At 66.2% G+C, this 18161-nt stretch carries 16 protein-coding genes and 1 pseudogene; 11 read left to right on the top strand and 6 right to left on the bottom strand.

Translation table 11 applies throughout. The features are described 5' to 3' along the window. Window positions 1–59: 59 nt before the first annotated feature. The 4 genes from ACDH77_RS13555 to ACDH77_RS13540 all read left to right on the top strand — a co-directional run bounded on the left by ACDH77_RS13555 (window position 60) and on the right by ACDH77_RS13540 (window position 2983). Window positions 60–1286 (top strand): hypothetical protein, encoded by a 1227-nt coding sequence (locus ACDH77_RS13555; protein WP_031423464.1) that lies wholly within the window; start codon window positions 60–62, stop codon window positions 1284–1286. A gap of 76 nt (window positions 1287–1362) precedes the next feature. Further along, window positions 1363–1617 carry a hypothetical protein gene (locus ACDH77_RS13550; RefSeq protein ID WP_005912872.1) on the top strand — a complete coding sequence of 85 codons (255 nt, stop codon included), beginning with the start codon at window positions 1363–1365 and terminating at the stop codon, window positions 1615–1617. A gap of 402 nt (window positions 1618–2019) precedes the next feature. Next, window positions 2020–2556 carry a DUF4019 domain-containing protein gene (locus tag ACDH77_RS13545; protein WP_011348040.1) on the top strand — a complete coding sequence of 179 codons (537 nt, stop codon included), beginning with the start codon at window positions 2020–2022 and terminating at the stop codon, window positions 2554–2556. A gap of 25 nt (window positions 2557–2581) precedes the next feature. Then, complete coding sequence (locus ACDH77_RS13540; protein WP_017155823.1) at window positions 2582–2983, top strand: MAPEG family protein; 402 nt, start codon at window positions 2582–2584, stop codon at window positions 2981–2983. 26 nt (window positions 2984–3009) lie between these two features. Here the strand turns inward: ACDH77_RS13540 and ACDH77_RS13535 are convergent. From ACDH77_RS13535 to ACDH77_RS13520, 4 genes and pseudogenes are all read right to left on the bottom strand, one after another. Next, window positions 3010–3329, bottom strand: a pseudogene (locus ACDH77_RS13535) (hypothetical protein). After that, complete coding sequence (locus ACDH77_RS13530) at window positions 3326–3568, bottom strand: RNA-binding S4 domain-containing protein (protein ID WP_005912879.1); 243 nt, start codon at window positions 3566–3568, stop codon at window positions 3326–3328. Before ACDH77_RS13530 ends, ACDH77_RS13535 begins: the two are co-directional and overlap by 4 nt. Window positions 3569–3604: 36 nt before the next feature. Beyond that, the gene (locus ACDH77_RS13525; RefSeq protein ID WP_031423461.1) at window positions 3605–4252 is read right to left on the bottom strand and encodes a hypothetical protein; all 648 of its coding nucleotides are present in this window, start codon (window positions 4250–4252) and stop codon (window positions 3605–3607) included. A gap of 29 nt (window positions 4253–4281) precedes the next feature. Continuing rightward, complete coding sequence (locus ACDH77_RS13520; protein ID WP_008576880.1) at window positions 4282–4800, bottom strand: sigma-70 family RNA polymerase sigma factor; 519 nt, start codon at window positions 4798–4800, stop codon at window positions 4282–4284. A gap of 148 nt (window positions 4801–4948) precedes the next feature. Between ACDH77_RS13520 and ACDH77_RS13515 the strand changes: the two genes are divergently transcribed. The 4 genes from ACDH77_RS13515 to ACDH77_RS13500 all read left to right on the top strand — a co-directional run bounded on the left by ACDH77_RS13515 (window position 4949) and on the right by ACDH77_RS13500 (window position 11710). Beyond that, window positions 4949–6847: a DEAD/DEAH box helicase gene (locus tag ACDH77_RS13515; RefSeq protein ID WP_031423459.1), complete on the top strand. Its 1899-nt coding sequence runs from the start codon at window positions 4949–4951 to the stop codon at window positions 6845–6847. Between the two features lie 261 nt (window positions 6848–7108). Then, window positions 7109–9514 carry a bifunctional diguanylate cyclase/phosphodiesterase gene (locus tag ACDH77_RS13510; RefSeq protein WP_145589940.1) on the top strand — a complete coding sequence of 802 codons (2406 nt, stop codon included), beginning with the start codon at window positions 7109–7111 and terminating at the stop codon, window positions 9512–9514. Window positions 9515–9653: 139 nt separating this feature from the next. Then, the gene (locus tag ACDH77_RS13505; RefSeq protein ID WP_014090599.1) at window positions 9654–10376 is read left to right on the top strand and encodes a pseudouridine synthase; all 723 of its coding nucleotides are present in this window, start codon (window positions 9654–9656) and stop codon (window positions 10374–10376) included. Window positions 10377–10582: 206 nt separating this feature from the next. Further along, window positions 10583–11710: a diguanylate cyclase gene (locus ACDH77_RS13500; RefSeq protein ID WP_031423454.1), complete on the top strand. Its 1128-nt coding sequence runs from the start codon at window positions 10583–10585 to the stop codon at window positions 11708–11710. Between the two features lie 164 nt (window positions 11711–11874). Here ACDH77_RS13500 and ACDH77_RS13495 read toward each other — a convergent pair whose 3' ends face one another. After that, entirely contained in the window at window positions 11875–12822 is a 948-nt protein-coding gene (locus ACDH77_RS13495) for a DMT family transporter (protein WP_003487571.1), read from the bottom strand. 376 nt (window positions 12823–13198) lie between these two features. Continuing rightward, window positions 13199–14041: a DUF72 domain-containing protein gene (locus ACDH77_RS13490; RefSeq protein WP_031423452.1), complete on the bottom strand. Its 843-nt coding sequence runs from the start codon at window positions 14039–14041 to the stop codon at window positions 13199–13201. 532 nt (window positions 14042–14573) lie between these two features. On the opposite strand from ACDH77_RS13490, the gene rraA reads away from it, so the two are divergent. The 3 genes from rraA to ACDH77_RS13475 all read left to right on the top strand — a co-directional run bounded on the left by rraA (window position 14574) and on the right by ACDH77_RS13475 (window position 18103). Then, window positions 14574–15074 (top strand): ribonuclease E activity regulator RraA, encoded by a 501-nt coding sequence (gene rraA, locus ACDH77_RS13485; RefSeq protein ID WP_031423448.1) that lies wholly within the window; start codon window positions 14574–14576, stop codon window positions 15072–15074. Further along, a complete protein-coding gene (locus ACDH77_RS13480; protein WP_031423447.1) occupies window positions 15016–16692 on the top strand; it encodes a serine hydrolase in 1677 nt (558 codons plus the stop codon). The genes rraA and ACDH77_RS13480 overlap by 59 nt, the downstream gene beginning before the upstream one ends. Before the next feature lie 145 nt (window positions 16693–16837). Next, window positions 16838–18103, top strand: a complete 1266-nt coding sequence (locus ACDH77_RS13475; protein WP_031423445.1) for a cation:proton antiporter — start codon at window positions 16838–16840, stop codon at window positions 18101–18103. Window positions 18104–18161 lie beyond the last annotated feature (58 nt).

Below are 18161 nucleotides of genomic sequence, written 5' to 3'. Positions count from 1 at the left end.
CATCGACCCATTCAGCCATAGACTGCGGGTGATCTCCGTCGCGCTCCGTGCCCCACATCATGCTGAAATCGGTTTGTCTGTCATTTGCCTGTTTGCTCTTGCTGGCCGCCTGCGATCGGTCGGCGACCTCCGCCGATGCTGCGGTTGCGCAGCAGAGTGGTGCAGGGCAGGCAAGCGATGGCGATCACATGGTGTCGGTGGATACGCCCGACCCGGTCCCGCCACCGCGCCCGCGCACGCAGGCGGGCGAGGCCGGCTGGCCGCAGGCAGAACTGGAATCGGGCCAGGCCTGGATCAGCTGCGCGACCGATTACAGCCGCGAGGCCGGCGACGGCACCCTGTTGCCGGCACTGGACCGGGCCAGCGTGGAAGCGGCGCTGGCGCCGTGCCGCGAGACCGGGCTGGTGCGGGTGCGCTACGCCGGCAAGATCAATGCGGGTTTTGCGGCGCTGGTGTGGCGGCTGGCCTCGGTCGCGGAGCAGTGGAAGTTGCCGCATCGCATCCTGGACCTGGATTCCAGTGGCGGGCAGGTGGAGGCGGCGATCCGCGCCGGCAATACCATCGGCGAGTCCAACTGGACCATCTGGGTGCGCGAAGGCTCGATCTGCCACAGCGCCTGCGTGTTCGTGCTGGCGGCCGGCGACAACCGCCTGGTCGCCGGCAAGGTCGGCATTCACCGCATGATGCGGATCAGCTCCAAGGCCACTTCGCGCGCCGAGCTCAATCGCGAACTGCGCGAGGTCTACGGCAACGTCAAGGATTACCTGGAGCGCAACGGAGTGGCGGTGGCGGTGGCCGACTTGATGATGACCGTGCCCAACCGCAGCCTGCGCCTGCTCAGCGTGGAAGAGTTGCGCGAATACGGGCTGGACGGCACCAACGCCGTGCAGGACGATCTGGAACGCATCCGCCAGATGCGCAAGTGCGGCGATGCCTTCGTACGCCGCAAGGACGCGTTTCTGGTCGCCTTCGACCAGAAGTGCAAGGGCGAGGGTGCAGACCTGGACGCGGTCAATGCCTGCGGCCTGGCCTTGAAGCAGCGCTTCGGCTTTCCGGATGCGGCCTGCCCGGAAGAAAGCCCGCTGGCCGAAACCGATGCCGCGGCGCTGCCGGCCACCCCGACGTCCGAGACGCAGACCGGTGAGGCGCAGGCCGGCCAGACGCAAAACGACCAAGCCCAGCGCGATGCCGCAGGTGCGGCGACACCTGCAGCCGAGCCAGACTCCGCGCCAGCGCAGGACGCGGCCCAGGCCGGCCCGTCGCCCGCGACGCACCCCGACGGTTGAGCGCAGTGATGGGCTTCACGCGTATCGCACTGCGCGCTGCCTATCGTCGCTGCATCACAACCGAGCCGGGGGGCGTATGCGAGGCAAGACCAAGGGTGTGTTACTGGCCTACCTACCTTCAGCCCTGTTGGTGCTGGTTGGCTTCGGTGTGGCCGAGCTGCTGCGTCTGGCCGCTGCGGCCATGCACGAACAATGGCCGGCGACGCTGGCCACCTGGCTGAGTCTGGCGGCGCTGATTGCCGCAATCGCGCGTGCCTTCTGGGTCAGTTGGCGTCTGTGGCGGCCGCGTGGCGTGGCGGCCGTACCGCCGGCTCCCGGGAGCGAGGTCTAGATCGCGTTGACAACGGCAATGGGAATTCAAGGTTGGTGCGTGCCTGTGCGGAATGCGCGCCTGGTCACTTCACGTGATTGCGGCACGCGTCCGCGCACCCAGCCGAGCCCGACATCTGCAGCATGCCTGCCACTCCAGACAGAAGGATGAAACGCCGCTGCCAGACCTGATGACTTCCAATGCGCGCATCCGTGGCCGGAGGTCTCTGCTCGCCGCTTGCGCGCTCGAGAAGTGTGTTTTCCAAAAGGCCCGCGTCAGCGCTTGCTTTGTCGCCCTCAGCGCCGTCCCCGGACCTGCAGCCGCAGACTTGTGTTGCGCATGACGCGCTCTAGACTGCGCTACCCACTAAAAGGTGGGTGGCGCCTCTCCCTTTCCACCCGATCCGTACAAGGTCCCCATCCAATGCTTCGTTCTCGTCTGGTTATCGTGTTGGCACTGGCTCCAGCGCTGGCGTTCGCTCAACAACCGCAGGCGGCCGGTCGCCCTGCCAGCCCGGCGGCAGCGCAACCGGCCGCTGCAGCGCCCGCAGGGCAGCCGGCGCTCAGCCCGGCGCAGCAGGCGCAGCTGACCAAGCAGAACACCGAGATGACTCAGGCCGCCTTGCGCGTGGCGCAGATGGTGGACGGCAACCAAGTCGCGTCCTTGTGGGATGGCGCGTCCAAGGTGGCCAAGACCGCAGTCAAGCGCGACGTCTTCGTTAGCCAGATCGGCACCGAACGCGCGCGGCTGGGTGCGGTGGTGGGGCGCGGGCAGGGCTCGGTCACGCGGGTCAAGTACGGTCCCGGCGCGCAGGTGCCCGAAGGCCTGTATGTCAACGTCAGCTTCCCGACCCGTTTCGCCAAGGCGCAGCAACCGGTCCGCGAGCTGGTGTCGTTCCGTCTGGACGAAGACAAGACCTGGCGGTTGGCCGGTTACAGCCTGCGCACGGCGGTGAAGTGATGTTTCCATCGGCCGGGAGAAACGTATGCAACTGACGATCGAGCTGCAGATGCTGGGCTGGGCGATGGTGCTCGGGCTGGTGCAATTACTGGCCGCCTCGGCCAGCATGACCGCCCAGCGCGGCACCAAGTGGAATGCCAGCGCACGCGATGGCGAGGCCAAGCCGCTCACCGGCGTGGCGGCGCGGCTGGACCGTGCGTTTCGCAATTATCTCGAGACCTTTCCGATCTTCGCGGCCGCCGTGCTGGCGGTGAGCGTGGCCGGGCGCACCAGCGCAGAAACAGCACTCGCCGTGCAGCTCTACCTGTGGGCGCGCGTGGCGTATGTGCCGGTGTATGCCGCGGGTATTCCGTACCTGCGCAGCGCCATCTGGGTGGTGTCGTTCTGGGGCATCATCAAACTGGTGCGCGCGCTGCTGGGCATTTGATGCAGCGTCGCCGGCGGGTGTGAGCTTCAATCAGTCGCTTGCACCCGCGCCAGGATTGCATCGATGGCCGCCTGCGTATCGCCGGTATGCAGGGCTTGCTCCAGCAGTGGAATCACCCAGGCGCAACCGGCCCTGGTCACCTCTGCACGCCAGTCGCCGCGCAGGCATCCAGTTCGTGCAAGGCCAGCATGCTGCAGCCGCCTCGCTCGGCATGGCCGCCGCGGATGGACTGCTCCAGCCAGAACGGCTGGTCCGAGTCGATGGCGATCGAAAAAACACAGACGTCGTGGGTTGGATCGTCGGCCGAAGGTGCGTTGTTGCGCCGGCCGATCTCCACCACCTTCATGCGTCAGGCTCGGCGTCCGGGTTCCATGCCAATACGCGAATTTCCACATCGTCCAGCTGCACCAGCTGACCGGGACGGATCTTGGCGGTCTTGCGCAGCTCCTGCACGCCGTCGACGCTGACCGCGCCGCTGGCGACGATCGCCTTGCCCTGGCCGCCGCTGTCGGCAATGCCGGCCAGCTTGAGCAACTGGTTGAGTTCGATGTAGTCGCCGTCCAGGTCGAATTCCAGGTATTGCATGGTGTGCTCGGTGGCAGGGAGGCCGCGATTATCCGCCTACTCGCGCTGGAAGCGCGCGATCTGTTCCAGCAGGGTTTCGGTGCGGGCGACGCTGCGGCCGGCATGCGCGGCGTCCAGGCGTTCCAGCCAGGGGTGACCGCTGCGCTGCAGCCGTCGATAGCCCAGCCAGGTGCCGATGCCGCCGAGGACGCCCACCAGCAGGTTGCATAACAGCCAGGCGTACGGCAACGAAACGCCCGTGAAGGTCCGCCACGCAGCGTCTGCCACTGCCACCCACAGCACCCAGAACGCCACGCCCAGCCACGGCGCCACGCGCGTGCGCCAGCGCCGCAGCTGTGCAAGCGCGCGCTGTGTCTGCAGCAGTGGCCTGGCGAAATCCAACTGCGACAACAGCCACAGTTGACGGGCCGCAGACGCTGACAGCGCAACGCACCACGCCTGCAGCAACACGCCGCCGACGACGGCAGCGGCCTGTTCGGCGAAACTGAGCCAACTGTGGGCAACGATGCCACTCACTGCGATGGCGCACAGCAGTTGCGCCGACTGGCTCAGCCACAACGGGCGCAGATGCGCGCGCGCTGCGTGGCTGCGCAGGTCGCCGAGCACCTGGTCGGTGAGTGCAGCGTGTTGGTCCAGCCGTTGTTCCAGGGAACGCCAGGCCAGGGCGATGTCGTCCAGTTCCATGTCTTGCTCCGGTTGCGGATCGGTGGGGTTCACAGCTCGGCGCGAATGCGCGTTTTCAGTCGGCTGAGTTTGGTGGCGACATTGGTTTCGCTGATGCCGAGCACTTCGCCGATTTCGCGATAGCTGTGCTCGTCCAGATAGAGCAACAGCAGCGCGCGTTCCAGCGGCGGTTGCTGTGCGATGAAGGCATACAGCGCGGCCACCTGTTGCGCGCGTACAGGGTCGTGCGCCTGTGGATCGGCGATGCGCTCCATCACCGCATCCAGCGCGATCGGCTCGCCGGCCGCGCGGCGGCCGCGCAGATCGCTGATCGCCACGTTCAGGGCGATGCGGTACATCCAGGTGGAAAAGCGCCGACCCGGGTCGTAGCCGGGAAATGCCCGCCACAGTTGCGTGGCGATTTCCTGCGCCAGTTCGTCGCGGTCGTCGCGTCCGCGGCAATAGCTGGCCGCCACCTTCAGCACGATGCCGCGATGCTGCTGCAGCAGGGCGCTGAAGCGGGTGTGCAGGTCTGTGTCCAGGGGCGTGGCTCCGGTCGGGCAGGTCAAGGGACGACACGGGGGATGATTCGCGCAGCAGCGCAATTCCTCACAACCTGAATGGACTGTCACGAAAATTTCGACAGCAAGGGGGCTGAAGAGGCACACTATGCTGCTTTGCGCCTGCCGGCTCCGTGCGGCGCCTCCGGAGTTACCCATGACCCAAGAATCTTCCGCGCCGCTGCTGTTTGCAGATCTCGGCCTCTCGGACGCTGTGATGAAGGCCGTTGCCAATGTCGGCTACGAGTCGCCGTCGCCGATCCAGGCTGCCACCATCCCCGCGTTGCTGGCCGGTCGCGATGTGCTCGGCCAGGCCCAGACCGGTACCGGCAAGACCGCCGCGTTCGCGCTGCCGGTGCTGTCCAACGCCGATCTCCACCAGGTCAAGCCGCAGGCATTGGTGCTGGCCCCGACCCGCGAACTGGCCATCCAGGTCGCCGAGGCGTTCCAGAAATATGCCGAAGCCATTCCCGGCTTCCGCGTGCTGCCGGTCTACGGCGGCCAGCCGTATGCCCAGCAGCTGAGCGCGCTCAAGCGCGGCGTGCATGTGGTGGTCGGTACCCCGGGCCGGGTGATCGATCACCTGGACCGCGGCACCCTGGATCTGTCGCAGCTCAAGACGCTGGTGCTGGACGAAGCCGACGAAATGCTGCGCATGGGCTTCATCGACGACGTCGAAGCGGTGCTGAAGAAGTTGCCGGAGCAGCGCCAGGTGGCCTTGTTCTCGGCCACCATGCCGCCGGCCATCCGCCGTATCGCGCAGACCTATCTGAAGGACCCGGCCGAAGTCACCATCGCGGCCAAGACCACCACCTCGGCCAACATCCGCCAGCGCTACTGGTGGGTGAGCGGGCTGCACAAGCTGGACGCGTTGACCCGCATTCTAGAGGTCGAGCCGTTCGACGGCATGATCATCTTCGCGCGCACCAAGGCGGCCACCGAAGAGCTGGCGCAGAAGCTGCAGGCGCGCGGCATGGCGGCAGCGGCCATCAACGGCGACATGCAGCAGGCCGCACGCGAGAAGACCATCGCCCAGCTCAAGGACGGCAAGCTGGACATCCTGGTGGCCACCGACGTGGCCGCTCGCGGTCTGGACGTGGAGCGCATCAGCCACGTGCTGAACTACGACATTCCCTACGACACCGAAAGCTACGTGCACCGCATCGGTCGTACCGGCCGTGCCGGGCGTAACGGCGACGCGATCCTGTTCGTGACGCCGCGCGAGAAGGGCATGCTGCGCTCCATCGAACGCGCCACCCGTCAGCCGATCGAAGAGATGCAGCTGCCGAGCGTGGACGCGGTCAACGACACCCGCGTCGCGCGTTTCATGAGCCGCATCACCGAGACCCTGGCCGGTGGCCAGATCGACATGTACCGCGACCTGCTGCAGCGCTACGAGGCCGAAAACAACGTGCCGGCGATCGATATCGCCGCCGCGCTGGCCAAGCTGCTGCAGGGCGATGCCCCGTTCCTGCTGACCCCGCCGGTGCGCGGTGCGCGCGAGGACACTGCGCCGCGCGAACGTCATGAGCGTGCCGACCGCGGCGATCGCCCCCGCTTCGAGCCGAAGTTCGAACGTGGCCCGCGTGCCGACGGCGAGCGCACTGCACGCCCGCCGCGCGGTGACGATGCCGGCGAGCGTCCACGCCGCGAGCCGGCCCCACGTGGCGAGCCGGAGTTCGGCATGGAGAGCTACCGCATCGAAGTGGGCCACAGCCACGGCGTGAAGCCGGCCAACATCGTCGGCGCGATCGCCAACGAAGCCGGGCTGGAAAGCCGCTATATCGGTCGTATCGACATCCAGGACGATTACTCGATTCTGGATCTGCCGGCCGACATGCCGCGCGAACTGCTGCAGCACCTCAAGAAGGTCTGGGTGTCCGGCCAGCAGCTCAACATGCGCAAGCTGGAAGACGGCGAAGCGGCCGCAGCGGCGTCCAAGCCGCGCTTCCCGCGTGGCGGCAAGCCGTCCGGTCGCCCGAACGGCCCGGGCCGTCCGATGGACCGCGCCGGCGCGCCGCACCGCAAGGGTCCGCCGAAGCCGCGCGGCGAGTAAGGCTGCCCGGCCCTGCTTGCAGGGATCCTGCAGACGGTCGGGTTGCCCAGTATTGCTATGCATCCAAGAGCATAGCGAGCGGGTAAGGCGTTACGGCGCCTCGAGGCGGCGGCGATCAGGCTGATCTCGTCAGCGTCGCTAACCCCGGTCGCATCACGCCAAGCGGGCATAGCCATACAGACTCGGCCGTTGCGGCCGTTACTGCCTTCAGGCGCCCAGTGGGCGCCTGAATCGCATTGGGGCGGCGAAGGACGGACGGCGATGGCGCAAGCAGTACGCGGCAAGGGCGGTGGGCAGACCATGCACCTGGTGCGTGGCTGGCTGACGCTTCCTCTTGCGCTGTTGATCGGCATCGCCGTCTGCATGACGGTGGTGTCGGCGCTGGTGATCGAAGTGCAGTCCGGCGCGACCGCCTGGATCGTTGGCCAAAGCCATTGGTCCAACGCCCAGCAGGAATCGGTGTACTGGATGGAGCGCTACCTGGGCAGCGGGGATACGGCCGATCTGCAGGCCGCCTGCCGCGCGCTGGAAGTGCCGCTGGGCGACCGCGCCGCACGCGTGGCGATCGAACAGCCGGTGATCGATTGGGACGCGGTCTACGCCGGTCTGACCGCTGGGCGTAATGCCCATGAAGACATGCCGCAAATGGTGCGGCTGTATCGCTACGGGCACCAATTTCCGTATCTCGGCGACGCCATCGCACTGTGGAAGCGCACCGACGCCGGCATCCTGCAACTGAGCGATCTGGCCGACCGCGCCGCTTCGGTGCAGGCCGCCAACCGGCCCGACCCGCGTGCGCTGCAGGCACTGCGCGATGAACTGCATCTGCTGGACGGCCGCATGCGTCACGACGCGTCCGAATTTCTGGCCTACCTGACCCGCTGCGCGCGGCTGCTGCACGATGTGATGGTGGTCTGCAGCCTGGCCACCTTGCTGCTGGTGTTGATCACCTGCGTACTGGCGATGCGGCGCATTCGCGATTATCTGCTGTCGCATGAAGGCCGCTTCCGTACTGCGTTTCAGCAGGCGGCGCTGGGCATGGTCAAGTTCGATCTGCGCGGCAACGTGCTGGATGCCAACGCGTCGATGGCCAACGTGCTGCTCTACCGGCCCGAAGAGTTGCAGGCCTGCACCCTGGCCGAGGTGATGCATCCGGAAGACATCAAGCTGGACAGCCGCGGCATGCTCGATTGGCCCAAGCTGCTGCAGTCCGGCGAATTGCGCTTCGTGCGTGCCGACGGCGGGGTGATGTGGGGCCGCTGGAGCGCGTCGTTGGTCGAGCCGGGGCCGGAAGAGCCGACCCTGGTGCTGGCGGTGATCGAAGATGTCTCGCACGCGCACGAGCTGGCCGACGAAGTGGCCTTCCATGCGCGCCACGACGCGATGACCGGGCTGATCAACCGGCATGAAATCGAACGCCGGCTGCTGCGCCTGATCGAGCTGCCGCAATCGCCGCAGATGTGCCACGCGCTGTGCTTTGTCGACCTGGATCATTTCAAGCTGGTCAACGACACCTTCGGGCATGCGGTCGGCGACAAGTTCCTGTGCCACTTCGCCGACGTGATCACCATGCAGCTGCGTTCTGGCGATTGGTTGGGGCGTCTGGGCGGCGATGAGTTCGCCATCCTGCTGGCCAATACCGACCTGGCGCAGGCGCAGGCCGTGCTGGAACGCATGCACGGCGTGCTCGGTCAACCGTGGAGCCATCAAGGCGGGCGACCGCTGACGCCCAGTTGCAGTTTTGGCGTGGTGGAGATTCGCCACGGCGTCAGCGACCTCACTACCTTGATGACCGCCGCCGATCTGGCTTGTCATGCGGCCAAGGAAGAAGGGCGCAACCGCATTCGCTGCTTCAACGAGAACGATCTGGCACTGGCGCAGCGCCGCCACGATGGTGGCTGGATCAGTGCGGTGCAACAGGCGATCGCCGAAGAGCGTTTGCTGTTGTACGCGCAGAAAATCCAGGTGCTGAACGACCCGGGGCGCCTGCAGTACGAGGTGCTGGTGCGCATGCGCGCCAGCGACGGACGGGTGCTGAGCCCGGGTGAATTCTTGCCGGCAGTGGAGCGTTACGGCCTGGGGCGCATGGTCGATACCTATGTGCTGGAAGCGCTGTGCGCGCAGTTGGCGGCCAATCCGATGCATGTGGCGATGCTGGACCTGTGTCACGTCAATCTGTCTGCGCAATCGATCGCGCAGCCGGATTTTCTCGACGTCGTCTGCGCCCTGTTCGAGCGCTACCCGGCACTGGTGCCGAAGCTGTGCATGGAGATCACCGAGACCGCGGTCATCGGCGATCTGGAACACGCGCAGCGTTTTGTGCAGAGCGTGCGCGCACGCGGGTGCCACGTGGCGCTGGACGATTTCGGCAGCGGCCTGGCCTCGTTCGGCTATCTCAAGCAATTCACCGTGGACGTGTTGAAGATCGATTGCGGCTTCGTCCGCAACTATGCGCACGATGCAGTGGATCGCGCGGCGGTGCATTCGATCGCCCAGGTCGGGCTGGCGCTGGGCATCGAGGTGGTCGCCGAAGGCGTGGAATCGGAGGCCGACATCCCCGGGCTGCGTGAGGCCGGCGTGGGCCAGGTGCAGGGTTTCAGCCTGCATCGTCCATGCCCGCTGGAAGAACTGTTGCACACACCGCAGCTGGTGGCCGTCTCCGGGTAGCGCGCTTGACCCGGGCGATGTCGGGCAGCGTCAGGCCGGTGCTGCGTGTACAACGCGGCTGGCGACTGCCTGCTGCCGATTGCTGGCCCGGTCAGCCGGCATGGCGCACGGCCTGCTCCAAATCGCCGATAATTGGCAGATGACGATCCGACTCAACAAATACATCGCCGAAACCGGCTTCTGCTCACGCCGCGAGGCCGATCGCCTGATCGGCGAACGAAGGGTCACCGTCAATGGCGTACCCGCCGGCACCGGCGCGGTGGTCGGCGCGGAAGATACCGTGCTGGTGGATGGCCAGCCGCTACGCATACGCGAGGCCAAGAAGCTCGGTGGTCGCAAGCACGTCTACATCGCGCTCAACAAACCGGTGGGCATCACCTGCACCACCGAGAGTTCGGTCAAGGGCAATATCGTCGAATTCGTCGGTCACGAGCAGCGCATCTTCCCGATCGGCCGGCTCGACAAGGACTCCGAAGGGCTGATCCTGATGACCAGCAACGGCAACATCGTCAACGAGATCCTGCGCGCGGAAAATCGCCACCAGAAGGAATATCTGGTCGCGGTCAACAAACCGGTCACCGATGAATTCCTGCGCGGCATGGCACGCGGGGTGCGCATCCACAACGAAACCACATTGCCGTGCCGCACCGCACGCATTGCCAAATTCGGCTTCCGCATCGTGCTGGAGCAGGGCCTGAATCGGCAGATTCGCCTGATGGCTGCCGAGTTCGGCTACCGGGTGACGCAACTGCGCCGGGTGCGCATCGACAACATCAAGCTGGCTGCGCTCAAGCCGGGGCAGTGGCGCAACCTCAGCGACGCGGAATTGCGCGGCCTGCTGCCGCAACGCACCGACTGGTAAGCGCCTGTGCCGGGCCGGCTGCATCGCAGTCAGGTCAGCGCAGCCGGCGTTTCGGACACGGCACATGCCCGCGCTGTAGTGCCGTGCTGCCGCACCAAATGTGCAAAGTCGTGCCGGGTGCTTGCGCCCGCTGTATGGATCGCGCTTCGAAATATCCGATGCCGGCCGGGGCGGCGCTTACGGCGCTGCAGCGTAGGGTGCGCCCGATGGTGGCACTTGCTGGGCTCCGGCATACTTTCACAGATAACAGCCAGGGGGCGGCAGTGATCAAACCGGAATTGCCGAGCAACGAGGCCGAGCGGCTGGCCGCGCTGCGCCAGTACGACGTGCTGGATACGCCAGCCGAACGTGCATTCGACGACCTGACCATGATTGCCTCCACGCTGTGCGAGACGCAGATGGCGGCGGTGGTGCTGGTGGACGAAGACCGGCAGTGGTTCAAGTCTGCGCACGGTGCGCCACGCAGCGAAGCACCACGCGATATCTCGTTCTGCGCGCACGCGATCCTGCGCCCGGACGAAGTGCTGATGGTGGACGACACCTTGCTGGACCCACGCTTCCACGATAACCCGATGGTGGTCGGTAGCGGCGGGGTGCGCTTCTATGCCGGCGCGCCGATGGTGACCAGCCAGGGCCTGGCGCTGGGCTCGCTGTGCGTGTTCGACCAGACCCCGGCGCATCTGCGCGAAGACCAGCGCGAGGCCTTGCAGGCATTGTCGCGGCAGGCCTCGCAGCTGCTTGAGTTGCGGCTGGCCGGCAGGCAGTTGCGCCAGCAGTTGCACGAGCGCGAGTGGTACGAACAGCAGATGGCTGGCTATTACGCGCAGATGGATGCGTTGAACGCTGACCTGGTCGAACAGACCCGCACCGATCCGTTGACCGGCCTGCCCAACCGGCGCGCGTTCGCGGTGGCGTTGGCGGCGGCCACCGAACAGACGCGTGCGGTGGGCCAGCCGCTGTCGGTCGCGCTGCTGGACGTGGACCACTTCAAGACCGTCAACGACGTGCATGGGCACGATCAGGGCGATGCAGTGCTGCGCGAATTGTCCGCATTGTTGCGTGCGCATATGGCCGGTGCCGGCACCATCGCCCGGTATGGCGGCGAGGAATTCGTATTGCTGCTCCCCAATACGGATCTGCTGCAGGCACGCGTGCAATGCGAATACCTGCGCCAGAGCGTGGCGGCGATGACGATCGCGCTGCCGGTGACGGTGAGTATCGGTGTGGCGACCTTGTACCCGCAGGAAAGCGTGGAGGCAGTGATCAAGCGCGCCGACCAGGCCCTGTATGCGGCCAAGCGCGGTGGGCGCGATCAGGTGGTCGCACTGGAGTAGGGGCGCGTGGTTGCGCGCCTGCCGATGCAGATCGCCTGGCCAGCGCATGGGACGTCGATTGCCGTATGCCGGGCGGCGCGGACGCCGCGCGATGCAGCGTGAACGCCGGTGTGCTTCAACGCGGCGGTCGCTGTGGACAAGCGCGATCTTGCAGCGCTGTGCAATCAGTCGACGATATTTTTCGCTTCGGCAGTGCCGAGCAATTCCGGGTGCGCCACCGTGCGCCGACGCTCCAGGACCGGATGCAGGAACACCGCGCCGAGAATGATCGCCACGCCGAGATAGAACTGCAGGGTCAGTTCGCGTTGTTCGCCCAGCAGCGCGATCGCCAGCACGATGGCGTACACCGGTTCGAGATTGGTCACCAATTGCACCGAATAGGCGCTCAGATGCCGCAAGGCGACCAGCGCCAGCGCAAATGGCAGCAAGGTGCAGGCCAGCGATAACGCCAGCAGCAACACGCCATCGTGCAGGCTGGGCACCACCAGCAGATCGCCATGCAAGGCCGGCAGCAGCAGCGGCATCGCCGGTGCAAGCAGGGTCAGGGTCAGCGTGCCGGCGCCCAGTTCCAGCGCGGTGACGGTGAGCGGGTCGGCATGCGCCACCATGCGCTTGTTGAGCGAGCCGAATAGCCCGACGAACACCGCCGAAATCGCGCCCACCACCACGCCGGCCCGCATGCCGTCCGGCACCCCGCCGACGACCAGCGCCACGCCGGGCAACACGGCCAGCCCGAACAGCAGCTCGCGCGGACGGAACGGGCGATGCGTGACCAATGGCTCGATGACCGCCGTGAAAACCGGCGCCAGTGCGATACAGGTCGCCGCCACCGATGCATTGGCCAGCTTGATCGCGCCGTAGAAGGTAAGCCAGTGCAAGGCAACCAGCGCGCCGATGCCGCAATAGCCCAGCACCACACGCCCGGACAAGCCACGCAACCCACGCCACACGCGTGGCCACAAGGCCAGTGCCACCACCACGATCAACATGCGCCACCACACCAGCGGCAGTGCCTGCAGCGTGATCAGCTTGCCCAGGATCGCGGTGATGCCCCAAAGCAGGACGCAGAAGTGGATTTGCAGTTGCGCCTTGCGCAGGTCGGTCGTGGGCATGCGCCATTGTCGCCGAAAACTGCGTGATGTTGCGCTGCAAGGGACGCGGCGCCGGCGTGCAGCGGCGGGGTGGAGGGATGGCTGGCCAGGCTGTCGCGCAGCAATCGTGCGACCCGCCAGCCATCGGCCGACCTGGATCACGGCAGGATGGCCGAGGAGCGATGCACCAGCCCACGCCGCGATCGATCGTGGCACCTCAGCGCTCAGCGCTGTGCGCAAGAGACGGCCGCGTCAACCATCGCGGATTGCCCTCATGTGCGGACCAAGGGCGGCTGATAAAACGGCAAGCCGTCGTCAGATGGGCTGCCGACGCCGCACGCAGAATCGAACGTACGCATGGAACCTGCCGATCCGAAGCGGCGGCGCTGTCGTGTTGCTAGCTGCCCTGACGCGCCGACACTTCTTTCAACAACGCCATCGCCGCTGCCGGGTTGCGTTCCTTCGCCGCACTGATGAAAAACACGAAGACCTCGCGCGGCTGCCGTGCCGGCGCTGCCGAAGCGTCCACGTGCGGCAGATCGGCCGGGTCTTCGCCGCGGCGCCAGGCCTGGATGCGCTCTGCCCAACGCGCCAGTGCCGGCGCCGGATACCCTGCATGCAGGCGCGCCTGGCTGCGCATCAGACGCGCATAGACGAAATCCGTGGAGAGATCGGCGAACGAGGGGTGCTCATCCGAATCGGTGAACACCGTGGCCACGCCATGGCTGCGCACCAATGCGAGCAGCGAGGCATCTACCGCATCGTGGTCGCGGATCTCCAGCACATGGCGCAGCGCACGCGGACCTGCACGCTTGGGCAGCAACGACAAAAACGCGTCCAGATCGTCGGCCTGCAACCGGTGCCCTTGTTCGAATTGCCACACCAGCGGCCCAAGCGTATCGCCTAGCTCGACAATGCCGCCGATGAAATCTTCCACCTGCGCCCTGGTGCCAGCCAGCTTGCGCGACTGGGTAATGCGGCGCGGCGCCTTAGCCGAGAACACGAAGCCGGGCGGCACTTCATCGCGCCACTTCGCGTAAGTGGCCGGCTTCTGCGTGCCGTAATAGGTTCCGTTGATTTCGATGGCGGTGACGTGGCGGCTTGCGTATTCCAGCTCGCGGCGCTGCACCAGGCCTTCCGGGTAGAACATGCCTGCGCGCCACGGCGCATACACCCAGCCACCAATGCCGATGTGGATACCTTCGAGGGCGGGCGGGGCGGAAGCGAACAGATCGGTCATTGCATGGAGACTCGCTGGCGAGGTCGTGCGTCATTGCGGATGCGTCGATGGGTGCGACGCGTGCCGGCCGATCATAGCCGTGGCGCAGGTGGCGCGATGAGAAAATGCGTTGCCAATGGGCGCCGCGGGGCAGTGCAATGGTTGAGCCCGTACGACGCAACGTTGCATGGCAGGCTGGCGGTCGTGCCGAAGGTGGGTTGTGCCTGCACTGGCCTGCCGCGCTGGCGTTGCACGCTGCTGGAGATGGGCTGCGCAAGCCGCAGACGGCGTAGCTGGCGGAAACCCACGCCTTCTGCGCTGCGCGCCTCGGCGGAGACCATACGCGGCAACCGCCGCATGGCGACTGCCTTGCAGCGACCATCACGACGCGGCGAACGCAGCGTTGTCCGCGTGCGCGCACCTTCGCTGCGCGTGCGTGCCTGCATGGCGCGTAATCGGGTGTCGGTCATCGGGTATCGGTCATCCGTCACCCATCGCCCGCGCGCGGCCACAGGCGGCTACCATGCCAACTCTGCCGCGCGAGATCGCCCCGATGACCTGGACCACGCCTGATCTGTGTGACCGCTACCCCGACGTGACGATCGCCGAACCGCTGTTCCGCCACTTCGGCGGGCGCACGGCATTCGCCGGGCCCATGGTCACGGTGCGCTGTTTCGAAGACAACTCGCGGGTGCGCGAGCTGGCCGCCATGCCGGGCGACGGCCGCGTGCTGGTGGTGGACGGGCAGGGCTCGCTCAAGCATGCGCTGCTGGGCGACCAGATCGCGGCCAATGCGGTGGCGAACGGCTGGGCCGGCGTGCTGATCCACGGCTGCGTGCGCGATGTCGAGATTCTTGCCACGTTGCCGCTGGGGGTGCTGGCGCTGGCGGCTTGCCCGCGCCGCACCGAGCAACGCGATCTGGGCGATGTGGATGTGCCGGTGAATTTTGCCGGCGTGCCCTTCGTTCCGGGCCACTGGCTGTACGCCGATGCCAATGGCGTGCTGGTGGCGCCGCAACCGTTGGCGCTGGATGGCGCCGGCGGATCGATCTGACCGACAACCTGAAGGTGATGCAGTGACCTTGAACCGATGGCTGAGTGGGGGCGTGCTGATGGTGGCAAGCTTGGTGACGACAACGCACGCGGCCGAACTTCCCGCCGGCATGCAGCAGTTCGATGCGCAGATGGAACGCGTGCGCAAACAGTTCGACGTGCCCGGTATTGCGGTGGCCATCGTCAAGGACGGCCAGGTGGTGCTGGAGCGCGGCTACGGCGTGCGCGAGACCGGCAAGCCTGCGCCCGTGCAGGCCGACACGTTGTTTGCGATTGCCTCCAATACCAAGGCGTTCACTGCCGCATCACTGTCGATCCTGGCCGATGAAGGCAAGCTCTCGCTCGATGACAAGGTCATCGACCATCTGCCGTGGTTCCGCATGTCCGATCCGTATGTGAGCGGGCAAATGCGCATCCGCGATCTGCTGGCGCACCGCAGCGGCCTGAGCCTGGGTGCAGGCGATTTATTGTTCTGGCCCAGCACCAGCTACACCACCGAAGAGGTCGTGCAGCGCCTGGCCAAGGTGCCGCTGAAGGGCGGTTTTCGCGACCGCTATGCGTACGACAACATCCTGTACGCAGTCGCTCAGAAGGTGATCGAGCAGGTCTCCGGGCAGAGTTACGCGGCATTTCTGCAGCAACGTATCTTCGACCCGGTGGGCATGCGCGGCACGCGCTTCAACGCCGACCATCTGCAGCCCGGCGATCACGCGGCAGTCGGGCATGCCAAGTACGACTTCACCGAGCTGCGCACGGTGGCGCCGCTGACCTGGTCCAACAACTCCGGTGCCGGCGGCATCTATTCCAGCGTGCACGACATGGCGCTGTGGATGAACGTGCAACTGGCCGGCGGCATCCTGCCCGATGGCAAACCCCTGTTCAGCGCCAAGCGCCAGCAGGAAATGTGGTCGATGATCACGCCGATCCCGATCGGCGAGGTGCAGGTGCCCGAGCTTGCCGCGGCGCGGCCGAACTTCGCCGGCTACGGTGAGGGCTGGAGCCTGAGCGATTACCGCGGCCATCGCCTGGTCTGGCACACCGGCGGCTGGCCCGGCATGGTGTCGCGCCTGACGCTGCTGCCGGATCAGAAGCTGGGCGTGGTGGTGTTGACCAATCAGGAGGTGGGCGCTGCGTTCAACGCCGTGACCTTCCAGGTGCTGGATGCCTTCTTGCAGGTGCCGCCCACCGATTGGACCGCCGCGTACGCCAAGCTGGTGGAGAAGGCCGACAGCGAGGCGGACGCAAGTTGGAAGAAGCACCAGGACGCGCGCGCGGCGCGGTCCACGCCGTCGTTGCCGCTGCGCAGTTACGCGGCCACCTATCGCGACCCCTGGTACGGCGATGTGGTGATCGTCCAGGACGGCAAGCGACTGCGCCTGCAGTTCGCCAGGACTGCCCAGTTGGTGGGCACGCTGGAGCATTGGCAGCACGACAGCTTCATCGTGCGCTGGGACGACCGCTCCTTGAATGCCGATGCCTTCGTCAATTTTGCGCTGACCCCGGACGGCGCGGTGCACGAGATGCGCATGGAGCCGATTTCGCCGCTGACCGATTTCAGCTTCGATTTCCAGGACCTGGTGCTGACCCCGGTGCCGACGCAGACCGCTGCGGGCAAATGATGCAGGCAAGCGCGGATGACCTGCGCGCTGCGCCTGGCGGGCCCAAGCGCGCAGGTGGCTCAGATCGCCATCGGCCGCCGCACGCTATCGAAGTGCGGCAGGTCCGGTTACGATCTGCGCACTTTTCAGGGATGTCGCCGCACGCATGACCACTCCGCAGATGTCGGTGTATTTCTTTTTGCAGGCTGCCGCGATTTTGTTGGTGTGCCGGCTGGTCGGCATGCTGGCCAAGCGCCTCGGGCAACCGCAGGTGGTGGGCGAAATGATTGCCGGCGTGATGCTGGGGCCCTCGTTGTTCGGCTTGCTGGCGCCGGGCGCGCAGGCGGCCCTGTTCCCCAAGCAGACCATGGACGTGCTGTATGTGTTCGCGCAGTTCGGCGTGGGCCTGTACATGTTCCTGGTCGGAACCGATTTCCGCGGCGACCACTTTCGCGCGCGCTATCGCAGTGCCATGAGCGTGTCGATGGCGGGCATCGCGGTGCCGTTCCTGCTGGCATTTGCCATGTGCCCATGGTTGATCAACGTGCAGGGCCTGTTTTCGGAAAAGGCCAAGCTGGCCGAAGCGTCGCTGTTCCTGGGCGCGGCCATTGCGATCACCGCCTTCCCGATGCTGGCGCGCATCATCCACGAACGCGGTCTGACCAATAGCCCCTTAGGCACCTTGGCGCTGACCGCTGGCGCGTTCGACGATGCCGCAGCGTGGTGCATTTTGGCCGTGGTGCTGGCCAGTTTCGGCGGCAGTTGGGGCAGTGCCTACCTGGCCATCGGCGGCGGCATCGGCTATGCGGTCTTCATGATTTTCGTCGGCCGGCATCTGCTCAAGCGGCTGGCCGATCATGTGGTGCCCGGCCAGCCGCTGAGCAACAGTGTCCTGGCGGTGGTGCTGATCCTGTTCTGCATCAGCGCCTGGGCGATGGATGCGATCGGCATCCATGCGGTGTTCGGCGGTTTCCTGCTCGGTGTCTGCCTGCCCAGGGGCGCACTGACCGAGAAGCTGCGCGAGATGATGCAGCCGTTCGTCGTGGTGTTGCTGCTGCCGATGTTCTTCACTTATTCGGGCTTGAAAACCCAGCTCAGCGTATTGCTGCAGCCGCAGATCATGCTGGCGGGCGTGGCGATCCTGGCCGCGTCGTTCATCGGCAAGGGCGTGGCCTGCTGGGCCGCGGCGCGTGCGACCGGCGAGAACAACCGCGACGCGATGGCGATCGGTTCGCTGATGAATGCACGCGGGCTGATGGAGCTGATCATCATCAATATCGGCTTGCAGGCGGGTGTGATCGAACAGGGCCTGTTCTCGGTGCTGGTGCTGATGGCGATCCTGTCCACGCTGATGGCCACGCCGTTGTTCAACTGGATCATGCGCCGCCACGCCCATGTGAGCGACGCGGTGCCGAGCCTGCAGTCGCGGTGATCGGCGCGCGACTGCCCGCAGGTGCGGGCAGTGCACTGGCGGCGTGCGCGGCCGGGCG

The sequence above is a fragment of the Xanthomonas axonopodis pv. maculifoliigardeniae genome (assembly GCF_041519315.1).
GTDB classification, from domain to species: domain Bacteria; phylum Pseudomonadota; class Gammaproteobacteria; order Xanthomonadales; family Xanthomonadaceae; genus Xanthomonas; species Xanthomonas euvesicatoria.
The sequence above is the reverse complement of the archived record's forward strand: the minus strand, read 5'-3'. Positions and strand labels throughout refer to the sequence as shown.